Below are 23,493 nucleotides of genomic sequence, written 5' to 3' on the forward strand. Positions count from 1 at the left end.
AAATATGTCGAAACTTTCATAATTGCGACATTCCTGTACGTTCGTACCACTGTTTCACCCTCGCAACGGTTCAGCATCTTGCAATGGGTATGGCGCCTGCATAAGTATCCGCAGGCCGACTCACGAGGTCGCCCTCACCACCAAAAATGACAACAAATCATGAGGCCAACATGCTTAAACACGCAGTCATTCCGTTAATTGTTAGCGCTGGCCTTATGGCCGCAGCTCCTTTCGCCCAAGCGGCGACTAACCTGGTGTTCTGCTCCGAAGGGAGCCCGGCCGGTTTCGACCCAGGCCAGTACACCACCGGAACAGACTTCGATGCCTCGGCCGAAACCATGTTCAACCGCCTGACCCAGTTCGAACGCGGCGGCACCGCTGTGATTCCTGGGCTGGCCACCAGCTGGGACGTGTCCCCGGATGGCTTGACCTACACCTTCCACCTGCGTGATGGCGTCAAGTTCCATACCACCTCGTACTTCAAGCCGACCCGTACCTTCAATGCCGATGACGTGCTGTTCACGTTCAACCGCATGATCAACAAGGACGATCCGTTCCGTAAGGCCTACCCCACCGAGTTCCCGTACTTCACGGACATGGGGATGGACACCAACATCAAGAACATCGAAAAAGTCGATGACCATACTGTCAAGTTCACCCTTGGCACCGTGGACGCCGCCTTCATCCAGAACCTGGCGATGAGCTTCGCTTCGATCCAGTCGGCTGAATACGCCGCCCAACTGTTGAAAGACGGCAAGGCCGCGGACATCAACCAGAAGCCAATCGGCACTGGCCCGTTCGTGTTCAAGAGCTACCAGAAAGACTCGAACATCCGTTACACCGGCAACAAGGACTACTGGAAACCTGAAGACGTGAAGATCGACAACCTGATCTTCGCCATCACCACCGACCCGTCGGTGCGTATCCAGAAGCTGAAGAAAAATGAATGCCAGATCACCTTGTTCCCACGTCCGGCCGACCTCAAGGCGCTGGGCGATGACAAGGACCTGAAACTGCCGCATCAAGCCGGTTTCAACCTGGGCTATATCGCTTACAACGTGATGCCGGTCCTCAAGGGCCAGACCGCCGCCAACCCACTGTCCGACCTGCGCGTACGTGAAGCGCTGGACATGTCGGTGAACAAGCAGCAGATCATCGACTCCGTGTATCAGGGCGCCGGCCAACTGGCCGTCAACGCCATGCCACCAACCCAATGGTCCTACGACACCACCATCAAGGATGCACCGTACGACGTGGCCAAGGCCAAGGACCTGCTCAAGCAGGCCGGCGTCAAAGACGGCACCGAGATCACCCTGTGGGCCATGCCGGTTCAACGTCCGTACAACCCGAACGCCAAACTGATGGCCGAGATGCTGCAGAACGACTGGAAACAGATCGGCCTGAAGGTCAACATTGTCAGCTACGAATGGGGCGAGTACATCAAGCGTTCCAAAGGCGGCGAGAACCAGGCCATGATCATTGGCTGGAGCGGCGACAATGGTGACCCGGACAACTGGCTGAACGTGCTGTTCGGCTGCGACTCGCTGGCCGGCAACAACTTCTCCAAGTGGTGCGACAAGAAATTCGACGGCATCGTCAAAGAAGCCAAGGCAACGTCGGACGTCGCCAAACGCACCGAGCTGTACAAGCAGGCGCAACATATCCTCAAAGATGCAGTCCCGATGACACCTATCGCGCACTCGACGGTGTATCAACCCATGCGCAACACCGTGCAGGACTTCAAGATCAGCCCGTTTGGCTTGAACTCCTTCTACGGCGTGAGCGTAAGCGGCAAGTAAGGATCACTGGCGGCGACGTTGCATAAACGTCGCCGTTATTGCATCCGCCTTGGCCGTAGGACATGGACCACACTCGAAACCGTTGCTTCCTACAGCAATGAACTGCGCAGTGCGACTCCATTGCCTACAAGGTCAGTCCGATTTGGCGCATTTACTGCGAAGTCCGCGACCCATAACGTCGTAGGACAGCAGAGGCTCCCAATTCGGAAAGGCACTTGCTGCGCGTGGGATCAGTGATGTCTCCCTGGCTGAACGCCGGGGTGATTGCTCACTGATGACAACTACAAACAAGGATCGGGATCGTCATGCGCCATACCACCGTTCTATCCGCACTTTTTGGCACCAGCCTGCTGGCTGCCGCCACGATGGGTCACGCCGCCGACAAGCAGAGCCTGGTGTTCTGCTCGGAAGGCAGCCCGGCCGGCTTCGACACCGCGCAGTACACCACCGCCACCGATAACGATGTGGCCGAGCCGCTGTACAACCGCCTGGTTGAGTTTGAAAAGGGCGAGACCGGTGTCGTGCCTGCGCTGGCAACCAAGTGGGATATTTCGCCAGACGGCCTGACCTATACCTTTCATCTGCGTGAAGGGGTGAAATTCCACAGCAACAAGGAATTCAAGCCGACCCGGGACTTCAACGCCGACGACGTGCTGTTCACCTTCAACCGCATGCTTGACCCCGACCATCCGTTTCGCAAGGCCTACCCCACCGAGTTTCCGTACTTCAACGGGATGAGCCTGAACAAGAACATTGCCAAGGTCGCCAAAACCGACGCGCACACCGTGGTGATCACCCTGAACACGGTCGACGCCGCGTTCATCCAGAACATCGCCATGAGCTTCGCTGCGATCCTGTCGGCCGAATACGCCGAGCAACTGCTCAAGGCCGGCAAGCCCAGCGACATCAACCAGAAGCCGATCGGCACTGGCCCCTTCGTGTTCCAGCGTTACCAGAAAGATTCGCAGATCCGCTATGTGGCCAACAAACAGTACTGGGACCCGAGCAAGGTCAAGCTCGACCAGCTGATTTTCGCCATCAACACCGACGCCTCGGTGCGCGTGCAAAAACTCAAGGCCGGCGAATGCCAGGTGACCCTGCATCCGCGCCCGGCTGACGTCGACGCCCTCAAGGCCGACCCGAACCTGCAATTGCTGACCAAGCCGGGGTTCAATCTGGGCTACATCGCCTACAACGTGCGCCACAAGCCATTCGACCAGCTTGAAGTGCGCCAGGCGCTGGACATGGCGGTGAACAAGCAGAGCATCCTGAACGCCGTGTACCAGGGCGCCGGGCAACTGGCGGTCAACGCCATGCCGCCGACGCAATGGTCCTACGACGAGACCATCAAGGACGCCGCCTACAACCCGGAAAAAGCCAAGGAACTGCTCAAGGCCGCCGGCGTGAAGGAAGGCACCGAAATCACCCTGTGGGCGATGCCGGTGCAACGGCCGTACAACCCCAACGCCAAGCTGATGGCCGAGATGCTGCAAAGCGACTGGGCCAAGATCGGCCTCAAGGTCAAGATCGTCAGCTACGAATGGGGCGAATACATCAAGCGCACCAAGAACGGTGAGCACGATGTGAGCCTGATCGGCTGGACCGGCGACAACGGTGACCCGGACAACTGGCTGGGCACTCTCTACAGCTGCGACGCCATTGGCGGGAACAACTACTCCATGTGGTGTGACCCGGCGTACGACAAGCTGATCAAGCAAGCCAAGGTCGTCACCGACCGCGAACAACGGACTGTTCTGTACAAACAGGCGCAGCAACTGCTCAAGCAGCAGGTGCCGATCACGCCAGTCGCCCACTCGACGGTCAACCAGCCGTTAAGCGCCAAAGTCGAAGGGTTCAAGGTCAGCCCCTTCGGCCGCAACGTGTTCTCGGGCGTCAGTATCACCCCATAAGAAAATAACCGGATTGCGCAGGGCGGCCCCCGCCTTGCTGCAAACGCGCGGCCTTTTGTTGGGATTTTTCCTACGCCAAACGTTTGCAATGACTTGAACGAGTTACACACCCAATAGCCGGATCACCAAAAAAGACCGGCATTAAAAAGAGAACCAAAGGAGCTTCATCCATGAAACTGAGCAGCAAAGCGCTTCTGGCCCTGGCCATCAGCAGCATCACGGCCACCGCCTACGCTGAAACCCAAAGCCAGGACTTCGTGCCGACCACGTTGGCTGGCACCAGCGCCCAAAGCGAGGCCAAGGGCTTTATCGACGGTCAAAGCCTGGGCGGTACCACGCGTAACTGGTACGCGAACGAAATGAAGTTTCGCAATGACCGCTTCAGCTACCGCAAAGACGGTGTGAAGACGCCGATCTCGCGCCGTATCAACTGGGCCCAGGGCACCATCCTCAACTACACCTCGGGCTTCACCCAAGGCACTGTTGGGGTCAGCACCGAAGTCGCTGCCTACAACTTCATCGCCCTTGATCGCGACCGCAAGGACATCGCTGGCGGCTCCAACCGTACCCTGGCGGATTCCGGCGGCGACGCTGTAGGCCAGTGGAGCAAACTGGGCCTGGCCAACGTCAAGTTCCGTGTCTCCAACACCACCTTGACCGCCGGTCGCCAGAACTTCAGCACCGGTATTGTCGACACCATCGGCAACCGTGCCCTGCCGTCGAGCTTTGAAGGTGTGAGCTTCAACAGCGAAGAGTTCAGCAACCTGTCGTTCCAGGGCGGTATCTTCGATCGCGTTTCGCCGCGTACCGAACAGAGCCTGTCGAAATTCCGTTCCGAATACGGCAATGGCCAGGAAACCGACAAGGTCAAAACCCTGGGCTTCAACTACCAGCCATTCAAGAGCCTGAAAACCAGCGTGTTCGCCGCCAACGTCGAAGACTTCTGGAACCAGTACTACTTCGGCGCTACCCACGAACTGGGTGATGCACAGACCCTGGCTCTGACCACCGGCCTGAACTACTACAAGACCACCGACACCGGCAGCAAGAAGATGGGCAACATCGACAACGACACTTACTCGTTGTCCCTGGGCTTGACCCACCAGGCTCACACCCTGACCTTCTCGTACCAGGAAGTGAACGGTGACGAGTACTTCGACTACCTGCACGAAACCAACGGCATCTACCTGGCCAACTCCCTGACTTCGGACTTCAACAGCCCGAACGAGAAGTCCTTCCAGGTCGCCTACGCCATCAACATGGCCGAATACGGCGTGCCAGGCCTGAAGTTCAACATCTACTCCGCTCGCGGCTGGGGCATCGACGGTACTCACTACAACGGCACCGCCTACGGTGAAGCCGGCGCATCGCGCAGCGACCTGCGCCTGATGGATGGCGAGAAGCACCAGGAATACGGTATCGGTTCGTCCTACGCAATCCAGAGCGGCCCGCTCAAAGCGACCACCATCCGTGGCACCTACGTGACTCACCGCGCCAGCGCCCAACAAGCTGACGGCAACATCAAAGAGTTCCGCCTGGTCACCACCATCCCGTTCAACATTCTTTAATTAGCGCCAGGTAGACGGCGGGCTCAGGATGAGCCCGCCGTCTACGCTTGTCTGGTCCCATCGATTGCAGAGGGCTCCGAATGAAATTGCTCCCACTACAAGCCGCCGTGGCTGCCGCGCTGTTGAGCGTGGCCATCGGCGTTTCGGCCAAACCACTGGTGGTCTGCACCGAAGCCAGCCCGGAGGGTTTTGACCCGGTCCTGTACACCACGGCCGTGACCGCTGACGCCGCCGCCGAAACCATGTTCAACCGTTTGGTGGACTTCAAGCCAGGCACCACTGAAATTGTTCCCGCGCTCGCCAAGAGCTGGGAAATCAGTGACGACGGCCTGACCTATACGTTCCACCTGCGCGATGACGTCAAGTTCCACACCACCGACTATTTCAAACCCACGCGTAACTTGAATGCCGATGACGTGCTCTGGAGCTTCCAGCGCCAGTTGGACCCGAAACACCCTTGGCATAACAAATCCACCACGGGTTTCCCCTATTTCGAAAGCATGGGCTTCAAGGAACTGCTCAAAAGTGTCGAGAAGACTGATGACCACACGGTGGTCTTCACCCTGACGCGCCCTGAAGCACCGTTCCTGGCCGATGTCGCGATGCCGTTTACCGCCATCCACTCCGCTGAATACGCCGACAAACTGCTCGCCGCCGGTAAGACCGATGAGCTCAATAGCAAGCCGATCGGTACCGGCCCGTTCATCTTCATCCGCTACCAGAAAGATGCCCAGGTGCGCTTCAAGGCCAACCCGGAGTACTTCCGTGGCAAGCCGCCGGCCGATCCCTTGATTCTGGCCATTGCGGTCGATAACAACGTGCGCCTGCAGAAGCTCAAGGCCAACGAATGCCAGGTCGCGCTATATCCCAAGCCCGATGACCTGCCCAGCATCAAGAAAGACCCGAACCTGAAGGTCGATGAACTGGCGGCGATGACCACCGCCTACACCGCACTGAACACCACCCACAAGTACATGAGCGACGCGCGGGTGCGTCACGCGATCAACATCGCGTTCGACAAAAAAGGCTACAACGAATCGCTGTACGGCAAAGGCAACGCTGTCGATGCCACCGGCCCGTTTCCCCCTACGCTGCTGGGCTTCAACGACAAGCTGAAAAACCCACCGCGCGACCTCGACAAGGCCCGTGCCCTGCTCAAGGAAGCGGGTGTGCCGGAAGGCACCGAGTTCACCCTGTTCACCCGTAACGGCGGCGGCCCGACCAACCCTAACCCGATGCTCGGCGCCCAGCGCATGCAGGCGGATCTGGCGCAGATTGGCCTGAAGGTGAATATCAAAGTCATGGAATGGGGCGAAATGCTCAAGCGTGCTAAAAACGGTGAGCACGACATGGTATCCGCCGGATGGGCGGGGGATAACGGTGACCCGGATAACTTCCTCACGCCGAACCTGAGTTGCGATGCAGCGAAAAACGGCGAAAACTACGCGCGCTGGTGTAACAAAGAGTTTCAAGACTTGATCGACAAGGCGCGCGCTGTGGCTGAACCCGCACAACGCGCTGCACTCTATGAACAAGCCATGGACGTTTTCGACAAGGACCAACCATGGATCCCCATGGCTTACCCGAAAATTTTCACCGCTATGCGCAAGAACGTCGAGGGTTATACCCAAAGCCCTCTGACGAACAATAACTTCGCCACCACCCAGGTGAAGTAAATAAGAAAAACGCTCGGCGCCGTCGACATTGACGGCGCCGGACCTGCCTAACCGGCTGATTGAGGTACACGACAAGATGTTTAGTTTTATTGCCCGCCGACTGGGGTTATTGATCCCCACGTTCTTCGGCATCACGTTGCTCACGTTTGCGTTGATACGCATGATCCCTGGCGACCCCGTCGAAGTCATGATGGGCGAGCGGCGCGTCGACCCCGAGATGCACGCACAGGCAATGGAACGCCTTGGCCTTAACAAGCCGCTGTATGCGCAATACCTGGATTACGTCGGCAAGCTCGCCCAGGGTGACCTTGGCGAATCGCTGCGGACCCGCACCAGCGTGTGGACTGAATTCACCGCCCTCTTCCCCGCGACCCTGGAACTGTCCATGGCCGCCCTGTTGTTCGCCGGTATCCTGGGCCTGTTGGCCGGGGTGATCGCGGCATTGAAGCGAGGATCCCTGTTCGACCACGGGGTGATGGGCATCTCCCTGGCGGGATACTCGATGCCGATCTTCTGGTGGGGCCTGATCCTGATCATGTTCTTCTCGGTCAGCCTGGGCTGGACCCCGGTTTCCGGGCGGATCGACCTGCTCTACGACATCGAGCCGCGCACCGGCTTCATGCTGATCGACACGCTGCTGGCTGACGAGCCGGACGCGTTCTTCGACGCTCTGCACCACCTGATCCTGCCGGCCATCGTGCTCGGCACCATTCCGCTGGCCGTGATCGCGCGGATGACCCGTTCGTCGATGCTGGAAGTGCTGCGCGAAGACTACATCCGTACCGCCAAGGCCAAAGGCCTGTCGCCGGCGCGCGTGGTGTTCGTGCACGGCCTGCGTAACGCGCTGATTCCGGTACTGACCGTGGTCGGCCTGCAAGTCGGCACCCTGCTGGCCGGTGCGGTCCTGACCGAAACCATCTTCTCGTGGCCCGGCATCGGCAAATGGCTGATCGAAGCCATTGGCGCGCGGGACTACCCGGTGGTGCAGAACGGCATCCTGCTGATCGCCTGCCTGGTGATCCTGGTGAATTTCGTGGTGGATATCCTCTACGGCTTCGCCAACCCACGCATCCGTCACCAGCGCTGAGATCATGACCATGACCACACCTACTCCAGTGTCAGCAGTCGATCAAAGCCTGCTGTACCCGTCCCCGTACAAAGAATTCTGGCAAGCCTTCTCCAAGAACAAAGGCGCAGTTGCCGGCCTGCTGTTCATGTTGCTGATCGTGTTCTGCGCGATCTTCGCTCCGTGGGTGGCACCGCATAACCCCAGCGAGCAATACCGCGATTTCCTGCTGACCCCACCGGCCTGGCTGGAAGGTGGGCAGATGCAGTTCCTGCTCGGCACCGACGAGCTGGGCCGTGACCTGCTCTCACGCCTGATCCAGGGCTCGCGCCTGTCGTTGCTGATCGGTTTGTCGTCGGTGGTGATGTCGCTGATCCCGGGCATTCTGCTGGGTCTGTTCGCCGGGTTCTTCCCGCGCTTGCTCGGCCCGACCATCATGCGTCTGATGGACATCATGCTGGCCCTGCCGTCGCTGCTGCTGGCCGTCGCCATTGTGGCAATCCTCGGCCCTGGCCTGATCAACACCGTGATCGCCATCGCGATCGTGTCGCTGCCGTCCTACGTGCGTCTGACCCGCGCTGCGGTGATGGGCGAACTGAACCGCGACTACGTGACTGCCGCCCGCCTCGCCGGCGCCGGCTTGCCGCGCCTGATGTTCATCACCGTGCTGCCCAACTGCATGGCACCGCTGATCGTCCAGGCCACCTTGAGCTTCTCTTCGGCGATCCTCGATGCTGCGGCCCTCGGCTTCCTCGGCCTTGGCGTACAACCGCCAACCCCAGAGTGGGGCACCATGCTGGCTTCGGCCCGTGACTACATCGAACGCGCCTGGTGGGTGGTGAGCCTGCCGGGTTTGACCATTTTGCTCAGCGTGCTGGCAATCAACTTGATGGGCGACGGCCTGCGCGATGCGCTGGACCCGAAACTCAAGAACGCCGCCTGAGGAGATTCCCATGTCACTGTTAGAAATCAAGAATCTCAACGTGCGCTTCGGCGACAAGACCGCCGTGCCGGTGGTCGATGGCCTCGACATTTCCGTCGACAAAGGCGAAGTACTGGCCATCGTTGGCGAGTCGGGCTCGGGTAAATCCGTAACCATGATGGCGCTGATGGGCTTGATCGAGCACCCCGGCATCGTTACTGCCGACGCCCTGAACTTCGACGGCAAGGACATGCTCAAGTTGAGCAACCGCCAGCGCCGCCAGATCGTCGGCAAAGACCTGGCGATGGTGTTCCAGGACCCGATGACCGCGCTGAACCCCAGCTACACCGTGGGCTTCCAGATCGAAGAAGTGCTGCGCCTGCACCTGAAAATGTCCGGCAAGCAAGCGCGCAAGCGTGCCATCGAACTGTTGGAAAAGGTTGAAATCCCGGGCGCTGCCAGCCGTATGGATGCCTACCCGCACCAACTGTCCGGCGGTATGAGCCAGCGTGTGGCCATCGCCATGGCGATTGCCGGCGAGCCGAAACTGCTGATCGCGGACGAACCGACCACGGCGTTGGACGTGACCATCCAGGCGCAGATCATGGAACTGCTGCTGGCCCTGCAGAAAGAGCAAAACATGGGCCTGGTGCTGATCACTCACGACCTTGCTGTCGTGGCGGAAACCGCCCAGCGCGTGTGCGTGATGTACGCCGGCCAAGCCGTGGAAGTCGGCCAGGTGCCGCAGTTGTTCGACATTCCGGCGCACCCGTACAGCGAAGCGCTGCTCAAGGCGATCCCCGAGCACAGCCTCGGCGCCACTCGCCTGGCCACGCTGCCGGGTATCGTTCCAGGTCGTTATGACCGCCCGCAGGGTTGCCTGCTGTCACCGCGCTGCCCGTATGTGCAGGACAGCTGCCGCGCCCAGCGTCCCGGCCTTGATCCGAAAACCAACAGCCTTGCGCGCTGCTTCTACCCCTTGAACCAGGAGGTGGCGTAATGGCCGTCGTTCTTACCGCCCGCGACCTGACCCGTCACTACGAAGTGTCCCGCGGCCTGTTCAAGGGCCACGCGCTGGTGCGCGCACTCAATGGCGTGTCCTTTGAATTGGAAGCCGGCAAGACCCTCGCGGTTGTGGGCGAGTCGGGTTGCGGCAAATCCACCCTGGCCCGTGCGCTCACGCTGATTGAAGAGCCGTCTTCGGGCTCCCTGAAAATCGCCGGCCAGGAAGTCGCCGGTGCCGACAAGGCCCAACGCAAGCAATTGCGCAAAGACGTGCAGATGGTGTTCCAGAGCCCGTACGCGTCGTTGAACCCACGCCAGAAGGTCGGTGATCAACTCGGCGAGCCGCTATTGATCAACACCAACCTGTCCGCCGCCGAACGCCGCGAAAAAGTGCAGGCGATGATGAAGCAAGTGGGCCTGCGCCCCGAGCATTATCAGCGCTACCCGCACATGTTCTCTGGTGGTCAGCGCCAGCGCATCGCCCTGGCCCGCGCGATGATGCTGCAACCGAAAGTGCTGGTGGCGGATGAACCGACCTCGGCACTCGACGTGTCGATCCAGGCCCAGGTGCTCAACCTGTTCATGGACCTGCAGCAGGAATTCAACACGGCCTACGTGTTCATCTCCCACAACCTGGCGGTGGTGCAGCATGTCGCCGATGACGTGATGGTGATGTACCTCGGCCGCCCGGTGGAAGTGGGCCCCAAGGAAGACATCTACGCACGCCCGCTGCATCCGTACACCCAGGCGCTGCTGTCGGCCACCCCTACCATCCACCCGGACCCGAACAAGCCGAAGATCAAGATCGTCGGCGAGCTGCCCAACCCACTGAACCCACCGCCGGGCTGCGCGTTCCACAAGCGTTGCCCGTACGCGACGGCGCGGTGCAGCACCGAGGAGCCGCAGTTGCGGCCGCTGGATAACCGCCAGGTGGCTTGCCATTACGCGGAGCAATTTGTGGCGTGACACCGCAACAAAAATGCCCTGGGTGACTAAGCCCAGGGCATTGCATGTGTTCTACAGCCCCTCCCATCAGGTTGCGCATCAGCCTGGTGGGAGGGGCTTTCTTTTGGGCTTGGATGGAAAACGCTTGCGCAGGGTTTTACCCCAGGGAGCAGCCCCCTTGACTTCGCCCTCGCCCTTTATCGAAATAACACCGCCGTTCAGGGCAACCTCAATCCCAAAAATGAGCTTGACGCGCCAAATGCCCGGATCGATGGAAGAAAAGTCCGCCGCTTCCCGAACCACGTAGCCGCCCTCCCAACTATTAGGTCGACCGCCGACAGTGTAATGAACCGAGGCTTGATACTCGTCATGGGAACCGTAGGTGTATTTTTTACTTTGCGGGTCTCGTTCTGGAATATAAAGCGTCAGCTCTAGATCTACACCGTCGATTGCAGTGGAACGGGCTTGAACCACGAAATCCTCGCTTTGGTCATCAGCCACAAAATCCAGATCGGTCGATTCAAAGGCCTGAGCTCCCACTTTCCATTTAAACCGTCCCGTCGCTTTGTTTTTCATGGTGCTCTCCTGTTTCAGGCATTGAAAGGCCCCTGGATAAAGACACCTGAAAAATAAGGAGGCGAGCGCCGGCCGTCTACTGTCAAACCTGACAGATCGGCTCAGCAATCAAAGGTAATGGGGAGCGTCAAAGAATGCGTTCCCACGCAGAGCGCGGGAACGATCGCGGGCATTACAGGCAGGGGAGCCCAGACGTATCAGGTGTCGCTGTCACCTTCAGTGTCATCGTCATCTGGCGGCGCTTGCTGGTCGTCATCATCCTTTGAGCCGCCTTGATCTTCGTCACCGGGTTCCGACTCGCTCTTGGCCAGTTGCAAACCACCGGCCTGCACCGTCTTCGCCGCCACAAAGCCCGGCGCCTGGCTCTGCACAGCCGCATTGGCCCATGCGGACGAGATGCCCAGGGATAGCATCACCAACACTTTCAGCAACAGCACTACACGTTGAAAGATAGTCATGGTCGATTTCCGTCCAGTCAGTAGATGAATCCGTACGACAGCGATTTACCGTCGCCAGTCCTTGAAGCTAGTTGTGATAGAGGGTTTGCGCCAGCTATCAGGTGTCACCGTCATCATAGGTTTCGCTGTCTTCCCCTTCGTTATAGGGGTTTTCCGCATCCTCCTTGGGCGCAGGCTGCGCCTGGGGTTGCCAACTTCCGGAGTTGACCTCCTGCTGCTTCTTCTTGGTGACAGGGCCCGTGTCCTTCCATTGGGGCGCTCCGGCGCCTGCAAGCGCCAATGAGGCGGACAACCCCAGAGCCCCCAGCAGCACCAGTTGAATGGCGCGTTGAGTTATACGCACGGTGGCCTCCTATTCCGTCGATGGGTAAGTGAAATACCTGAAACGCTAGACGGGATGTGGGTTTCTCGCCAATGGCCCTGATCGATGAAGATCAAAATGTGGGAGGGGCGGTGCGACGATTCGACTTGCCCCCTCCCACATTTTATTTTGTGTTTGGCCAATAAAAAGGGTGAAGCCATCACAGCTTCACCCTTCTATTTACCGCTCAGCCCTTAATGATGCTCGCGGGTCGCGCGGAATTTCACATCCGGCCAGCGCTCTTCCATCAACGCCAGGTTCACTCGGGTAGGCGCGAGGTAGGTCAGGTGACCGCCACCGTCCACCGCGAGGTTTTCCACGGCCTTGTTGGAGAACTCTTCCAACTTCTTCTTATCGCTGCACTCGATCCACCGCGCGGAGTACACGGTGATTGGCTCATACGAGCACTCCACCTTGTATTCCTCTTTCAGGCGGCTGGCGACCACATCGAACTGCAGCACACCGACGGCGCCGAGGATGATGTCGTTGCTGCGCTCGGGGAAGAACACCTGGGTGGCGCCCTCTTCCGCGAGTTGTTGCAGGCCCTGGCGCAGTTGCTTGGATTTGAGCGGGTCGCGCAGGCGTACACGGCGGAACAGTTCCGGGGCGAAGTGCGGGATGCCGGTGAAGCCCAGGGTTTCGCCTTCGGTGAAGGTGTCGCCGATCTGGATGGTGCCATGGTTGTGCAGGCCGATGATGTCGCCGGCAAACGCCTCTTCCAGCTGTTCACGCTCGGAGGAGAAGAACGTCAGGGCGTCGCCGATGCGCACGTCCTTGCCGGTGCGCACGTGGCGCATCTTCATGCCTTTTTCGTATTTGCCGGAGCAGATGCGCATGAAGGCGATACGGTCGCGGTGCTTGGGGTCCATGTTCGCCTGGATCTTGAACACGAAGCCCGAGAACTTCTCTTCCACCGGTTCCACGGTGCGCTCGTTGGCCACCCGTGCCAGTGGGCGCGGCGCCCAGTCGACGACCGCGTCGAGTACGTGGTCGACACCGAAGTTGCCCAGGGCGGTCCCGAAGAACACCGGAGTCAGTTGGCCGTCGAGGAATTCCTGCTGGTTGAACTCGTGGCAGGCGCCCTGCACCAGTTCCAGCTGGTCGACAAAACGGTCGTACTCATCACCCAGGTGGGCGCGGGCTTCGTCGGAGTCGAGCTTCTCGATGATCTTGGTTTCGGTGCGCTCGTGACCGTGGCCGGCGGTGTAGACAATGATGTAGTCGTCGGCCAGGTGGTACACGCCCTTGAAGTCGCGGTAGCAACCGATCGGCCAGGTGATCGGCGCGGCCTTGATCTTCAGGACGGCTTCGATTTCATCCAGCAGCTCGATGGGGTCGCGGATATCGCGATCGAGTTTGTTGATGAAGCTGACGATGGGCGTGTCACGCAGACGGCACACGTCCATCAGCGCGATGGTACGTGGCTCGACACCTTTACCGCCGTCGAGGACCATCAACGCCGAGTCCACCGCGGTCAGGGTGCGGTAGGTGTCTTCAGAGAAGTCTTCGTGGCCCGGGGTGTCGAGCAGGTTGACCATGTGGTCGCGATACGGGAACTGCATGACCGACGTGGTAATCGAGATACCCCGTTGTTTTTCCATTTCCATCCAGTCGGAGGTGGCATGGCGGTCGGATTTGCGGGATTTCACCGTGCCGGCCACTGCGATTGCCTTGCCCATCAGCAAGAGCTTCTCTGTGATGGTGGTTTTACCGGCATCGGGGTGGGAAATAATGGCGAAAGTGCGGCGTTTCGCGACTTCGGCGGCCTGGTGGGTCATGGGAAATCGCCTGGCAGGTGAGTCAAAAAAGGGCGGCGAGTATAGCGCAAACCCCAGGTGCCGGACCACCGTTCACCCGATTAGGGGTGGCTAAATGCTGCCAAGTATGGAACCTTTTAAAAGGTCGAGACGTCCACTCCCCTGCTACCGCACTCGGAACAGGGGCTGATAAATCAGCAAGTTAGCCTGACGAGGCTGCGCTCATGGCTCGGATTTTTACCGCGTTGCCGGTATCGACGAGCTGCATTTCGCGACCACATTCAGAGGCAGCCAGGAATGGCATTGCCGCTCGGAAATGTGTTCGCCGACAAAAGAAAAAAGGAGTCCGCCTGTGGCTATTCGCTATGGCAAAGGGCTGATAGGAGGTGCGGTTGTCGTCGCGCTCCTGGCCCTGCTGGTCCACTGGATCGGCATCAACACGATCGAACTGTACCGCGACGATTTGTTGTTTTACCTGCAAGCACACCTGATCCTCGTTCTTGTCTCCATGCTGGCCGCCCTCGTTGTGGGCATCCCCGCCGGTATCCTGCTCAGCCGACCGCACATGGTCGGGCGCGCAGAACGCTTCATGCAGATCTTCAACATCGGCAACACCGTCCCGCCCCTGGCCGTACTGGCCATCGCCCTCGGCGTTCTTGGCATCGGCAGCGGCCCGGCCATCTTCGCGCTGTTCCTCGCCTCCCTCCTGCCTATCGTGCGCAACACCTACGAAGGCCTGAAAAACGTCCAGGGCTCCCTGAAAGAAGCCGCCACCGGCATCGGCATGACGCCGCGCCAAGTGCTGTTTCGCGTGGAATTGCCCAACGCCGTGCCAATCATCATTGGCGGTGTGCGTGTGGCCCTGGCGATCAATGTCGGCACCGCGCCGCTGGCGTTCCTGATCGGTGCCAACAGCCTGGGCAGCCTGATCTTCCCCGGCATCGCCCTGAACAATCAGCCGCAATTGCTGCTCGGCGCCGCGTGCACCGCGCTGCTGGCTTTGCTGCTTGACGGTCTGGTGACCCTGGCCAGCCGCCTCTGGCTGGAACGCGGGTTGCGTGCGTCTTAAGGAACCGACATGAAAAAACTGACATTGATAGTGAGCTGCGTCCTGCTCTTTGCAGGCATTGCGCAAGCCGCCGAAAAACCGGTAATCCGCATCGGCGCCCGGGTGTTCACCGAACAGACCCTGCTCGCCGAAATCACTTCCCAGTACCTGCGCACCAAGGGCTATGACACCCGCGTGACCGGCGGATTGGGTAGCAACCTGGCGCGCAGCGCCCAGGAAAGCGGGCAACTGGACCTGATCTGGGAGTACACCGGCGTGTCGCTGGTGGCCTACAACCATGTCGACGAGAAGCTCGACAGCGAACAGTCCTACGCACGGGTGAAAGAACTCGACGCGAAAAAGGGCCTGGTCTGGCTCTCCCCGTCGCGCTTCAGCAACACCTACGCCCTGGCGCTGCCAGAGAAAGTTGCCGCTGAGCATCCCGAGATCAGCACGATCAGCGACCTGACCAAGGCCGTGGCGCAAGACGCCAAGAGCAACCGCCTGGTCGCCCTGGATACAGAGTTCGCCAACCGCTCCGACGGCCTGGCCGGCATGGTCAAGCTGTACGACATGAACCTCACGCGTAAAAACACCCGACAGATGGACGCCGGCCTGGTCTATACCGCGCTGCGTAATGGCCAGGTATTTGCCGGCCTGGTCTACACCACCGACGGCCGCCTGAACGCCTTCAAGCTCAAGCTGCTGGAAGACGACAAGCACTACTTCCCGGACTACACCGCCGCGCCGGTGATCCGCCAGGAATACCTCGACCAGCACCCAACCCTCGCAGCTGAACTCAAACCGTTGGCTGACCTGTTCGACGACGAAACCATGCGCCAGCTGAATGCGCGGGTCGACGTCGACCATGAAAGCCCTTCCGCTGTTGCCGCCGATTTCCTGCGCCAGCATCCCATCAATCAATAAGAGGAGAAGACATGGAATTCCTGAACGCCTTTTCCCATCTTGATTGGGCCCAAGTCCTGCACCTGACCGGGCAGCACATCACCCTGGTCGGTATCGCCGTGATCCTCGCGATCCTGATCGGCGTGCCCCTGGGCATTCTGATGACGCGTTTCCCGACCCTCGCCGGCCCATTGCAGGCCAGCGCCACGGTGTTGCTGACCGTGCCGTCCATCGCGCTGTTCGGCCTGTTGCTGCCGTTCTACTCCAAATTCGGCCAGGGCCTGGGGCCGATGCCGGCGATCACCGCCGTGTTCCTCTACTCCCTGTTGCCGATCATGCGTAACACCTACCTCGCCCTCACTGGCGTGGAGCCGGGCATTCGCGAAGCCGCCAAAGGCATCGGCATGACCTTCGGCCAGCGCCTGCGCATGGTCGAGTTGCCCATCGCCGTGCCGGTGATCCTCGCCGGTGTGCGCACAGCCGTGGTGATGAACATTGGTGTGATGACCATCGCCGCCACCATCGGCGCCGGTGGCCTGGGTGTACTTATTCTGGCTTCCATCAGCCGCAGCGACATGTCGATGCTGATCGTTGGCGCCGTGCTGGTCAGTCTCCTGGCCATCTTCGCCGACCTGCTTCTGCAATGGCTGCAACGCTCGCTGACTCCAAAAGGATTGCTCAAATGATCGAACTTCAAAACCTGTCCAAGACCTTCCAAAGCAACGGCAAGACTGTAACGGCCGTGAACGATGTAAGCCTGACCGTCAACGAAGGTGAGATTTGCGTATTCCTCGGTCCATCGGGTTGCGGCAAAAGCACCACGCTGAAAATGATCAACCGCCTGATCAAGCCTACCTCGGGCAAGATCCTGATCAACGGCGAAGACACCACCGACCTCGACGAAGTGACACTGCGTCGCAACATCGGCTATGTGATCCAGCAGATCGGCCTGTTCCCCAACATGACCATCGAGGAAAACATCGTGGTGGTGCCCAAGCTGCTCGGCTGGGACAAGCAGAAATGCCACGACCGCGCCCGCGAGTTGATGAGCATGATCAAGCTGGAGCCCAAGCAGTACCTGCATCGCTATCCGCGTGAGCTGTCGGGTGGCCAGCAACAGCGTATCGGCGTGATCCGCGCACTGGCGGCCGATGCGCCGCTGCTGCTGATGGACGAGCCGTTCGGCGCGGTCGACCCGATCAACCGCGAGATGATCCAGAACGAATTCTTCGAGATGCAGCGCGCGCTGAACAAGACCGTGATCATGGTCAGCCACGACATCGACGAGGCCATCAAGCTGGGTGACAAGATCGCCATCTTCCGCGCCGGCAAGCTGCTGCAGATCGACCACCCGGACACGCTGCTGGCACACCCGGCCGACGAGTTCGTCAGCAACTTCGTGGGCCAGGACAGCACCCTCAAGCGTCTGCTGCTGGTGAAGGCCGAAGACGCGGCGGACAACGCGCCGTCGGTGAGCCCGGAAACGCCGGTGGCCGATGCCCTGGAGCTAATGGACGAAACCGACCGCCGCTATGTGGTCGTCACCTGTGCCGAGAACAAGGCGCTGGGTTATGTACGCCGTCGCGACCTGCACCGTCAGACCGGTACCTGCGGCCAGTACCTGCGCGAGTTCAACGCCACGGCCGCATATGACGAGCACTTGCGCATCCTGCTGTCGCGCATGTACGAGTTCAACCGCTCGTGGCTGCCGGTGATGGATGCGGAGCGGGTATTCCTGGGTGAAGTGACCCAGGAGTCGATTGCCGAGTACTTGAGCTCCGGTAAGTCCCGTGGCGGCAAGACCAGTATCGTCTCGCCGGCTGAAACCGCGTTGGCTTGATCTGACACTGCTCGGTTAAAAATGTGGGAGGGGGCTTGCCCCCGATAGCAGGGTGTCAGTCAGCCTATGTATGGCTGACACTCCGACATCGGGGGCAAGCCCCCTCCCACATTTGCCCTCTGGTGTGTCAGGGAAATCCCGCCAATTTGCCCTATCCGGGGAACATCATTCCGTCACACCGGTCGGTTACATAAGTAGCTGCACGCGGCTGTGCGACGAGCGCGTGCAAAAACGCGACATTTTTAGTTGATCTATGGCCCCTCACGTCCTAAAGTTCGCGCCGAACGTCCATGCTGGAAACGATCCATCCGGCTCAAGTACTGACGACGAGACAGCAAGGCCAAGGGAAGCGGTTGATCCCATGGCCTTTTTGCTTTCGGCGACATGCCTTGGGAAGTAGGCGAACCAAAGTGGGGATACGGAGGACGTTCAGTTGCACCCATTGATTACTACAGTTTGCCCTTAGGAGTTCCCAGCATGTCGATCAACGTCGAAGATTATTTCGCGCGCGCCACTTTTGACAAAATGAAGGCGTTCGCCGACAAGCAAGAAACCCCGTTCGTGGTGATCGACACCGCGATGATCAGCCAGGCCTACGATGACCTGCGCGCCGGTTTCGAATTCGCCAAGGTCTATTACGCCGTCAAGGCCAACCCGGCCGTCGAGATCATCGACCTGCTCAAAGACAAAGGTTCGAGCTTCGACATCGCCTCGATCTACGAGCTGGACAAGGTACTGGGCCGTGGCGTCAGCCCTGACCGTATCAGCTACGGCAACACCATCAAGAAGTCCAAGGACATCCGCTACTTCTACGAGAAAGGCGTACGCCTGTTCTCCACCGACTCCGAAGCCGACCTGCGCAACATCGCCAAGGCCGCTCCGGGTTCTAAAGTGTATGTACGTATCCTCACCGAAGGCTCGACCACGGCTGACTGGCCGCTGTCGCGCAAATTCGGCTGCCAGACCGACATGGCCATGGACCTGCTGATCCTCGCCCGCGACCTGGGCCTGGTGCCGTACGGCATCTCGTTCCATGTCGGTTCGCAGCAGCGCGACATCAGCGTATGGGACGCGGCGATCGCCAAGGTCAAAGTGATCTTCGAGCGCCTGAAAGAAGAAGACGGCATCCACCTCAAGCTGATCAACATGGGCGGTGGCTTCCCGGCCAACTACATCACCCGCACCAACAGCCTGGAAACCTACGCCGAAGAAATCATCCGCTTCCTCAAGGAAGATTTCGGCGACGACCTGCCGGAAATCATTCTGGAGCCGGGCCGTTCGTTGATCGCCAACGCCGGTATCCTGGTCAGTGAAGTGGTATTGGTTGCACGTAAATCCCGTACCGCCGTCGAGCGCTGGGTGTACACGGACGTGGGCAAGTTCTCCGGCCTGATCGAAACCATGGACGAAGCCATCAAGTTCCCGATCTGGACCGAGAAGAAAGGCGAGATGGAAGAAGTGGTCATCGCCGGTCCCACCTGCGACAGCGCCGACATCATGTACGAAAACTACAAGTACGGCCTGCCGCTGAACCTGGCGATTGGTGACCGCTTGTACTGGCTGTCGACCGGTGCGTACACCACCAGCTACAGCGCGGTGGAGTTCAATGGCTTTCCGCCGTTGAAATCGTTCTACGTGTAAAACGGCTGCACATAAAAAACCCATGACATGTCATGGGTTTTTTTACGCCTCAAGAAAGGCTTACCGCGCGTTGTTGATAGGCATCGGCCATCGCCCGGATCCGCGGATCATTCGCCGCTACCAGGGCCTTGTGCGCCACCCGCAAGAACTTCAGGTTCCCGCCCGCCAACGCCTTGCGCAACCACTGCAGTGCCGCGTCGATCTGACCTCTGTCGGCCAGCACCGCCGCATAGCTGAACTGCCCGCGAAAATCTCCGGCCTCGGCTGAGCGTCGATACCAGTCCACAGCAGCGTGCAGGTCCTGTGGGCAGAACCGGCCATCTTCCAGGTAACGCCCCAGCAGGTTCATCGACTTGGCATGCCCCTGCTCGGCCGCCCGGCGATAACAGGCCAATGCTTGTGGTTGGTCCTCGGCGACACCGCGCCCCGTAGCCAGCAGATTGGCGTAGTTGTACTGCCCCCAATCCAACCCTGCCTCGGCAGCCACCCGGTATTCCCGTGCAGCTGCCGCCTCGTCGACATCACATCCCCAGCCATGCTCGCGGCAACGCCCAGCCATGTTGCGGGCCATCAAATGCCCGCTGTGTGCAGCGATCTGGAACCAGCGCAAGGCCAATGCCTCATCGCGTGCAATGCCGCGCCCTTCCAGCAAGATCTGCCCGAGCAACGCCTGGGCATCGACGACCCCCTCCTTCGCCGCCATCAGGATCGCCTGGGCTGCGCGCACGGGGGAATCGTCGAGCATCGCTTGCAGTTGCTCGGCGTTGAGCACTTCTTCCCGGCGTAATAAAAAGCCCATGTCAGACCTCGACCCAGCGGCGCAGCAGGTTGTGATACGTGCCGGTGAGTTGGATCAGCGCAGGATGGTCAGGCAAATCGCGGGTCAGTTGCTGGATCGCACCGTCCATTTCAAACAGCAGGGTGCGCTGGCTGTCTTCGCGCACCAGGCTCTGGGTCCAGAAGAACGAGGCGTAGCGCGCACCACGGGTCACGGCGTTGACTTTGTGCAGGCTGGAGCCGGGGTACAGCACCATGTCGCCAGCCGGCAACTTTACGCGCTGCAGGCCGAAGGTGTCCTGTATCTCCAGTTCGCCGCCGTCGTATTCGTCCGGGTCGCTGAAGAACAGCGTCGATGACAGGTCGGTGCGCACACGCTCGTGGCTGCCCTTGCATTGGCGCACGGCGTTGTCGATATGAAAGTCGAAACTGCCGCCCGCCGTGTAGCAATTGAGCAGCGGCGGAAACACCTTATGCGGTAACGCCGCTGACATAAACAACGGGTTCTGCCACAGCCGTTCAAGCATCGCCGCGCCAATTTCCTTGGCCAGCGGGTGGCCCTCGGGCAATTGCAGGTTGTGCTTGGCCTTGGCGGACTGGTGCCCGGCGGTGATTTTACCGTCGGCCCAATCGGCGTTTTCCAGGGCCTGGCGAATGCGCTGCACCTCCTCACGAGAGAACAGGCCGGGGATGTGCAGCAGCATGGGGCAGTACCTGAGTTCAGAGAGGCGCCAATGGTATTGATTCTTATCCGCCCTGTAAAACGCCAGGACGAACGAGTTCGTAAAAACCGTAAGCAAAAAGTGTAAAGAATGTAAATTCAGTGCAATTAGCAATGTATCGCAATTGATAGAAAGTCTTGTTCGCCCTATATTCCGCGGCCTCACATCCTTGGGGAAAGGACACGTCATGTCGCGCACCACTACAAAAATACCTGCCGGTTCACCACGCATGCTGGCTTCAGCCATCGGCGTTGCCCTCAGCGCCAGCTCTGTCGCCCATCTGGCACAGGCCGCCGAAGACACTGAACAAAAAGGCCAGCGCAACAGCATTTCCCTGGGCGCCACAAGCATTACCGGGGAAGCGCAGGACAACACCTCCTACCAGGTCGAAAAAGCCTCGTCGCAGAAATACACCGCACCGCTGGTGGATACGCCGCGCTCGGTCACCGTGGTGCCGCAACAAGTACTCAAGGACACCGCCGCCACCTCGTTGCAGGATGCCTTGCGCACCGTGCCGGGCATCACCTTTGGTGCGGGCGAAGGCGGTAACCCCCAGGGTGACCGCCCGTTCATCCGCGGTTTTGACGCCCAGGGCGACACCTACCTGGACGGCGTGCGCGACACCGGTGGCCAGAGCCGTGAGATCTTCGACATCGAGTCGATTGAAGTCAGCAAAGGCCCGAATTCCTCGTTCGGCGGTCGTGGTTCGGCCGGTGGCAGCCTCAACCTGGTGAGCAAGACCCCACAAGCGCGGGACTTCACCAACGGCGGCTTCACCTACGGCTCCGACCAGACCCGCCGCTACGTGCTCGACGTGAACCGTCAGTTCCTCGACGACAGTGCCGCATTCCGCCTGAACCTGATGAGCCATGAACAGAACGTCGCCGGACGCGACGCGGTCAATTACGACCGTTGGGGCGTGGCCCCGTCGCTGACCTTCGGCCTGGGCACCCCGACCCGCGTCAACCTCAGCTACTACCACCTGGAAAGCAACGACCTGCCGGATTCGGGGATTCCCTACGGCTATGGCTCGTCGACCGCCACCGCCCATGTGCGTGACAAACCCAACGATGGTGGCGACAGCAACAACTTCTACGGCCTCAAGGATCGCGACTTCCGCAAGACCCGCGCCGATATCAGCACGTTCTCCATCGAGCACGACCTGAGCGACACCATGACGCTGAAAAATACCCTGCGCCATGGCAGCACCGGCCAGGACTACATTCTCACCCAGCCGGACGACAGCAAATTCAACGTCAACCGCTATGGCACCGTGTGGCGTCGCGCCAACAGCCGGGTGTCGACCACGACCACCACCACCAACCAGACCGACCTGTTCGGCAGCTTCCAGGCGCTGGGCTTCAAACACAGCTACTCTACCGGCCTGGAGTTCACCGGTGAAGAAACCCGCGTCAGCAGCTACACCATCAGCCCCAACGCCAACCCAGTCTGCACCGTGGCCAAGGGTAGCCTGGGCGGCCAGTGCACCTCCCTGAGCAATCCGAACCCGGATGATGCCTGGACCGGCAGCATCGCCCGCAACTACTACGGCACCGCCACCAAGGCCACCAGCCGTGGCGCTTATGTGTTCGACACCATCGAGCTAGACCCGAAGTGGTTGCTGAACGTCGGCCTGCGCTACGACACCTTCGACACCGTGGCCAACACCGACTCCGCGACCGGCCGCAGCAAAATCAAGGAAGACAGCCAGTTCTTCAACTGGCAAGCCGGCCTGGTCTGGAAGCCGGTGGAAAACGCCAGCATCTATGCTTCCTACGCGACATCGGCGACGCCTGCCGGGGGGCTGGTCGGTGAAGGTTCAGACGGCAACCCTCTGTCTGCCGGCGCCGCCAGCAGCGACTTGCAGCCGGAAGAAACCGTCAACTACGAACTGGGCACCAAGTGGGACCTGTTCCACGACCGCCTGTCCCTGACCGCCGCGGTGTTCCGTACCGAGAAGAAAAATACGCGCATCCTAGTCGACGCCCTGACCTATCAGAATGCGGGTGAGTCCCAGGTCGACGGCGTGGAATTGTCCGCCAACGGCAAGCTCACCGACCAATGGCAGGTGTTCGCTGGCTACAGCTACCTCGACAGCGAACTGGTCAAATCCGGCCTGAACGGGCGTAACGGTGTGGTCAGCGCGGGCTCCAACAAAGGCAACCAAATGCCCAACACGCCGAAGAACACCTTCAGCCTGTGGACCACCTACGACGTCACCTCCAAGCTCACCATCGGCGGCGGCGCGTTCTACGTCGACCAGGTTTATGGCGATGCGGGCAACACCGTTTACGTACCGTCTTACACCCGCTACGACGCCATGGCCAGTTACAAGCTGACCAAGAACGTCGACCTGCAATTGAACGTGCAGAACCTGACGGACAAGCTGTATTACGACAAAGCCTTCTCCACCCACTTCGCCAACCAGGCGGCCGGTCGTACGGCCTTGTTGACCACCAGCTTCCACTTCTAAACAGCAGCACCACGCAGCAAAGAGCCCCACGCATCGGATGCGT

The 23,493-nt window shown here is 59.9% G+C and carries 20 protein-coding genes; 14 read left to right on the forward strand and 6 right to left on the reverse strand.

The window, feature by feature from the left end:
- The first annotated feature begins 170 nt into the window (after nt 1-170).
- From NL123_RS26165 to NL123_RS26200, 8 genes are all read left to right on the forward strand, one after another.
- Nucleotides 171-1,799, forward strand: a complete 1,629-nt coding sequence (locus tag NL123_RS26165) for an ABC transporter substrate-binding protein (RefSeq protein WP_248486136.1) — start codon at nt 171-173, stop codon at nt 1,797-1,799.
- A gap of 305 nt (nt 1,800-2,104) precedes the next feature.
- Nucleotides 2,105-3,709 (forward strand): ABC transporter substrate-binding protein, encoded by a 1,605-nt coding sequence (locus tag NL123_RS26170; RefSeq protein WP_494356637.1) that lies wholly within the window; start codon nt 2,105-2,107, stop codon nt 3,707-3,709.
- Nucleotides 3,710-3,879: 170 nt separating this feature from the next.
- The gene (locus NL123_RS26175; RefSeq protein WP_248486132.1) at nt 3,880-5,277 is read left to right on the forward strand and encodes an OprD family outer membrane porin; all 1,398 of its coding nucleotides are present in this window, start codon (nt 3,880-3,882) and stop codon (nt 5,275-5,277) included.
- 80 nt (nt 5,278-5,357) lie between these two features.
- Nucleotides 5,358-6,953 carry an ABC transporter substrate-binding protein gene (locus tag NL123_RS26180; protein ID WP_494356638.1) on the forward strand — a complete coding sequence of 532 codons (1,596 nt, stop codon included), beginning with the start codon at nt 5,358-5,360 and terminating at the stop codon, nt 6,951-6,953.
- Nucleotides 6,954-7,029: 76 nt separating this feature from the next.
- Nucleotides 7,030-8,040, forward strand: a complete 1,011-nt coding sequence (locus tag NL123_RS26185) for an ABC transporter permease subunit (RefSeq protein WP_017739471.1) — start codon at nt 7,030-7,032, stop codon at nt 8,038-8,040.
- Nucleotides 8,041-8,050: 10 nt separating this feature from the next.
- On the forward strand, nt 8,051-8,962 hold the full coding sequence (locus NL123_RS26190; protein ID WP_010213191.1) for an ABC transporter permease subunit: 912 nt from the start codon (nt 8,051-8,053) through the stop codon (nt 8,960-8,962).
- Nucleotides 8,963-8,972: 10 nt separating this feature from the next.
- Nucleotides 8,973-9,941: an ABC transporter ATP-binding protein gene (locus tag NL123_RS26195; RefSeq protein WP_028618822.1), complete on the forward strand. Its 969-nt coding sequence runs from the start codon at nt 8,973-8,975 to the stop codon at nt 9,939-9,941.
- A complete protein-coding gene (locus NL123_RS26200) occupies nt 9,941-10,912 on the forward strand; it encodes a peptide ABC transporter ATP-binding protein (protein ID WP_248486130.1) in 972 nt (323 codons plus the stop codon). Before NL123_RS26195 ends, NL123_RS26200 begins: the two co-directional genes overlap by 1 nt.
- 78 nt (nt 10,913-10,990) lie before the next feature.
- Here the strand turns inward: NL123_RS26200 and NL123_RS26205 are convergent, their stop codons facing one another.
- The 4 genes from NL123_RS26205 to NL123_RS26220 form a co-directional block, all read right to left on the reverse strand.
- Nucleotides 10,991-11,467 carry a hypothetical protein gene (locus NL123_RS26205; RefSeq protein WP_494356639.1) on the reverse strand — a complete coding sequence of 159 codons (477 nt, stop codon included), beginning with the start codon at nt 11,465-11,467 and terminating at the stop codon, nt 10,991-10,993.
- A gap of 197 nt (nt 11,468-11,664) precedes the next feature.
- Entirely contained in the window at nt 11,665-11,925 is a 261-nt protein-coding gene (locus NL123_RS26210; RefSeq protein WP_099494033.1) for a hypothetical protein, read from the reverse strand.
- A gap of 97 nt (nt 11,926-12,022) precedes the next feature.
- The gene (locus tag NL123_RS26215) at nt 12,023-12,268 is read right to left on the reverse strand and encodes a hypothetical protein (protein ID WP_494356640.1); all 246 of its coding nucleotides are present in this window, start codon (nt 12,266-12,268) and stop codon (nt 12,023-12,025) included.
- Between the two features lie 212 nt (nt 12,269-12,480).
- On the reverse strand, nt 12,481-14,064 hold the full coding sequence (locus NL123_RS26220) for a peptide chain release factor 3 (RefSeq protein WP_071494175.1): 1,584 nt from the start codon (nt 14,062-14,064) through the stop codon (nt 12,481-12,483).
- Nucleotides 14,065-14,359: 295 nt separating this feature from the next.
- Here NL123_RS26220 and NL123_RS26225 point away from each other — a divergent pair, with 295 nt between their 5' ends.
- The 5 genes from NL123_RS26225 (at nt 14,360) to NL123_RS26245 (ending at nt 19,478) form a co-directional block, all read left to right on the forward strand.
- Entirely contained in the window at nt 14,360-15,112 is a 753-nt protein-coding gene (locus NL123_RS26225) for an ABC transporter permease (protein ID WP_240164127.1), read from the forward strand.
- Nucleotides 15,113-15,121: 9 nt separating this feature from the next.
- On the forward strand, nt 15,122-16,018 hold the full coding sequence (locus NL123_RS26230; protein ID WP_248486126.1) for a glycine betaine ABC transporter substrate-binding protein: 897 nt from the start codon (nt 15,122-15,124) through the stop codon (nt 16,016-16,018).
- Between the two features lie 11 nt (nt 16,019-16,029).
- Nucleotides 16,030-16,683, forward strand: coding sequence for an ABC transporter permease (locus NL123_RS26235; RefSeq protein WP_058423040.1), 654 nt, complete (start codon nt 16,030-16,032; stop codon nt 16,681-16,683).
- On the forward strand, nt 16,680-17,837 hold the full coding sequence (locus NL123_RS26240; protein WP_071491102.1) for an osmoprotectant ABC transporter ATP-binding protein OsmV: 1,158 nt from the start codon (nt 16,680-16,682) through the stop codon (nt 17,835-17,837). The genes NL123_RS26235 and NL123_RS26240 overlap by 4 nt, the downstream gene beginning before the upstream one ends.
- A 477-nt stretch (nt 17,838-18,314) precedes the next feature.
- Nucleotides 18,315-19,478, forward strand: a complete 1,164-nt coding sequence (locus NL123_RS26245) for a type III PLP-dependent enzyme (RefSeq protein ID WP_025856258.1) — start codon at nt 18,315-18,317, stop codon at nt 19,476-19,478.
- A 49-nt stretch (nt 19,479-19,527) separates the two neighbouring features.
- Here the strand turns inward: NL123_RS26245 and NL123_RS26250 are convergent, their stop codons facing one another.
- Both NL123_RS26250 and NL123_RS26255 read right to left on the reverse strand, forming a co-directional pair.
- On the reverse strand, nt 19,528-20,277 hold the full coding sequence (locus tag NL123_RS26250; protein ID WP_494356641.1) for a tetratricopeptide repeat protein: 750 nt from the start codon (nt 20,275-20,277) through the stop codon (nt 19,528-19,530).
- 1 nt (nt 20,278) lies between these two features.
- On the reverse strand, nt 20,279-20,959 hold the full coding sequence (locus tag NL123_RS26255; protein ID WP_494356642.1) for a Fe2+-dependent dioxygenase: 681 nt from the start codon (nt 20,957-20,959) through the stop codon (nt 20,279-20,281).
- Between the two features lie 205 nt (nt 20,960-21,164).
- On the opposite strand from NL123_RS26255, the gene NL123_RS26260 reads away from it, so the two are divergent.
- The gene (locus tag NL123_RS26260) at nt 21,165-23,450 is read left to right on the forward strand and encodes a TonB-dependent receptor (protein WP_494356643.1); all 2,286 of its coding nucleotides are present in this window, start codon (nt 21,165-21,167) and stop codon (nt 23,448-23,450) included.
- Nucleotides 23,451-23,493 lie beyond the last annotated feature (43 nt).

It is taken from the genome of Pseudomonas sp. FBCC-B1565 (assembly GCF_059133265.1).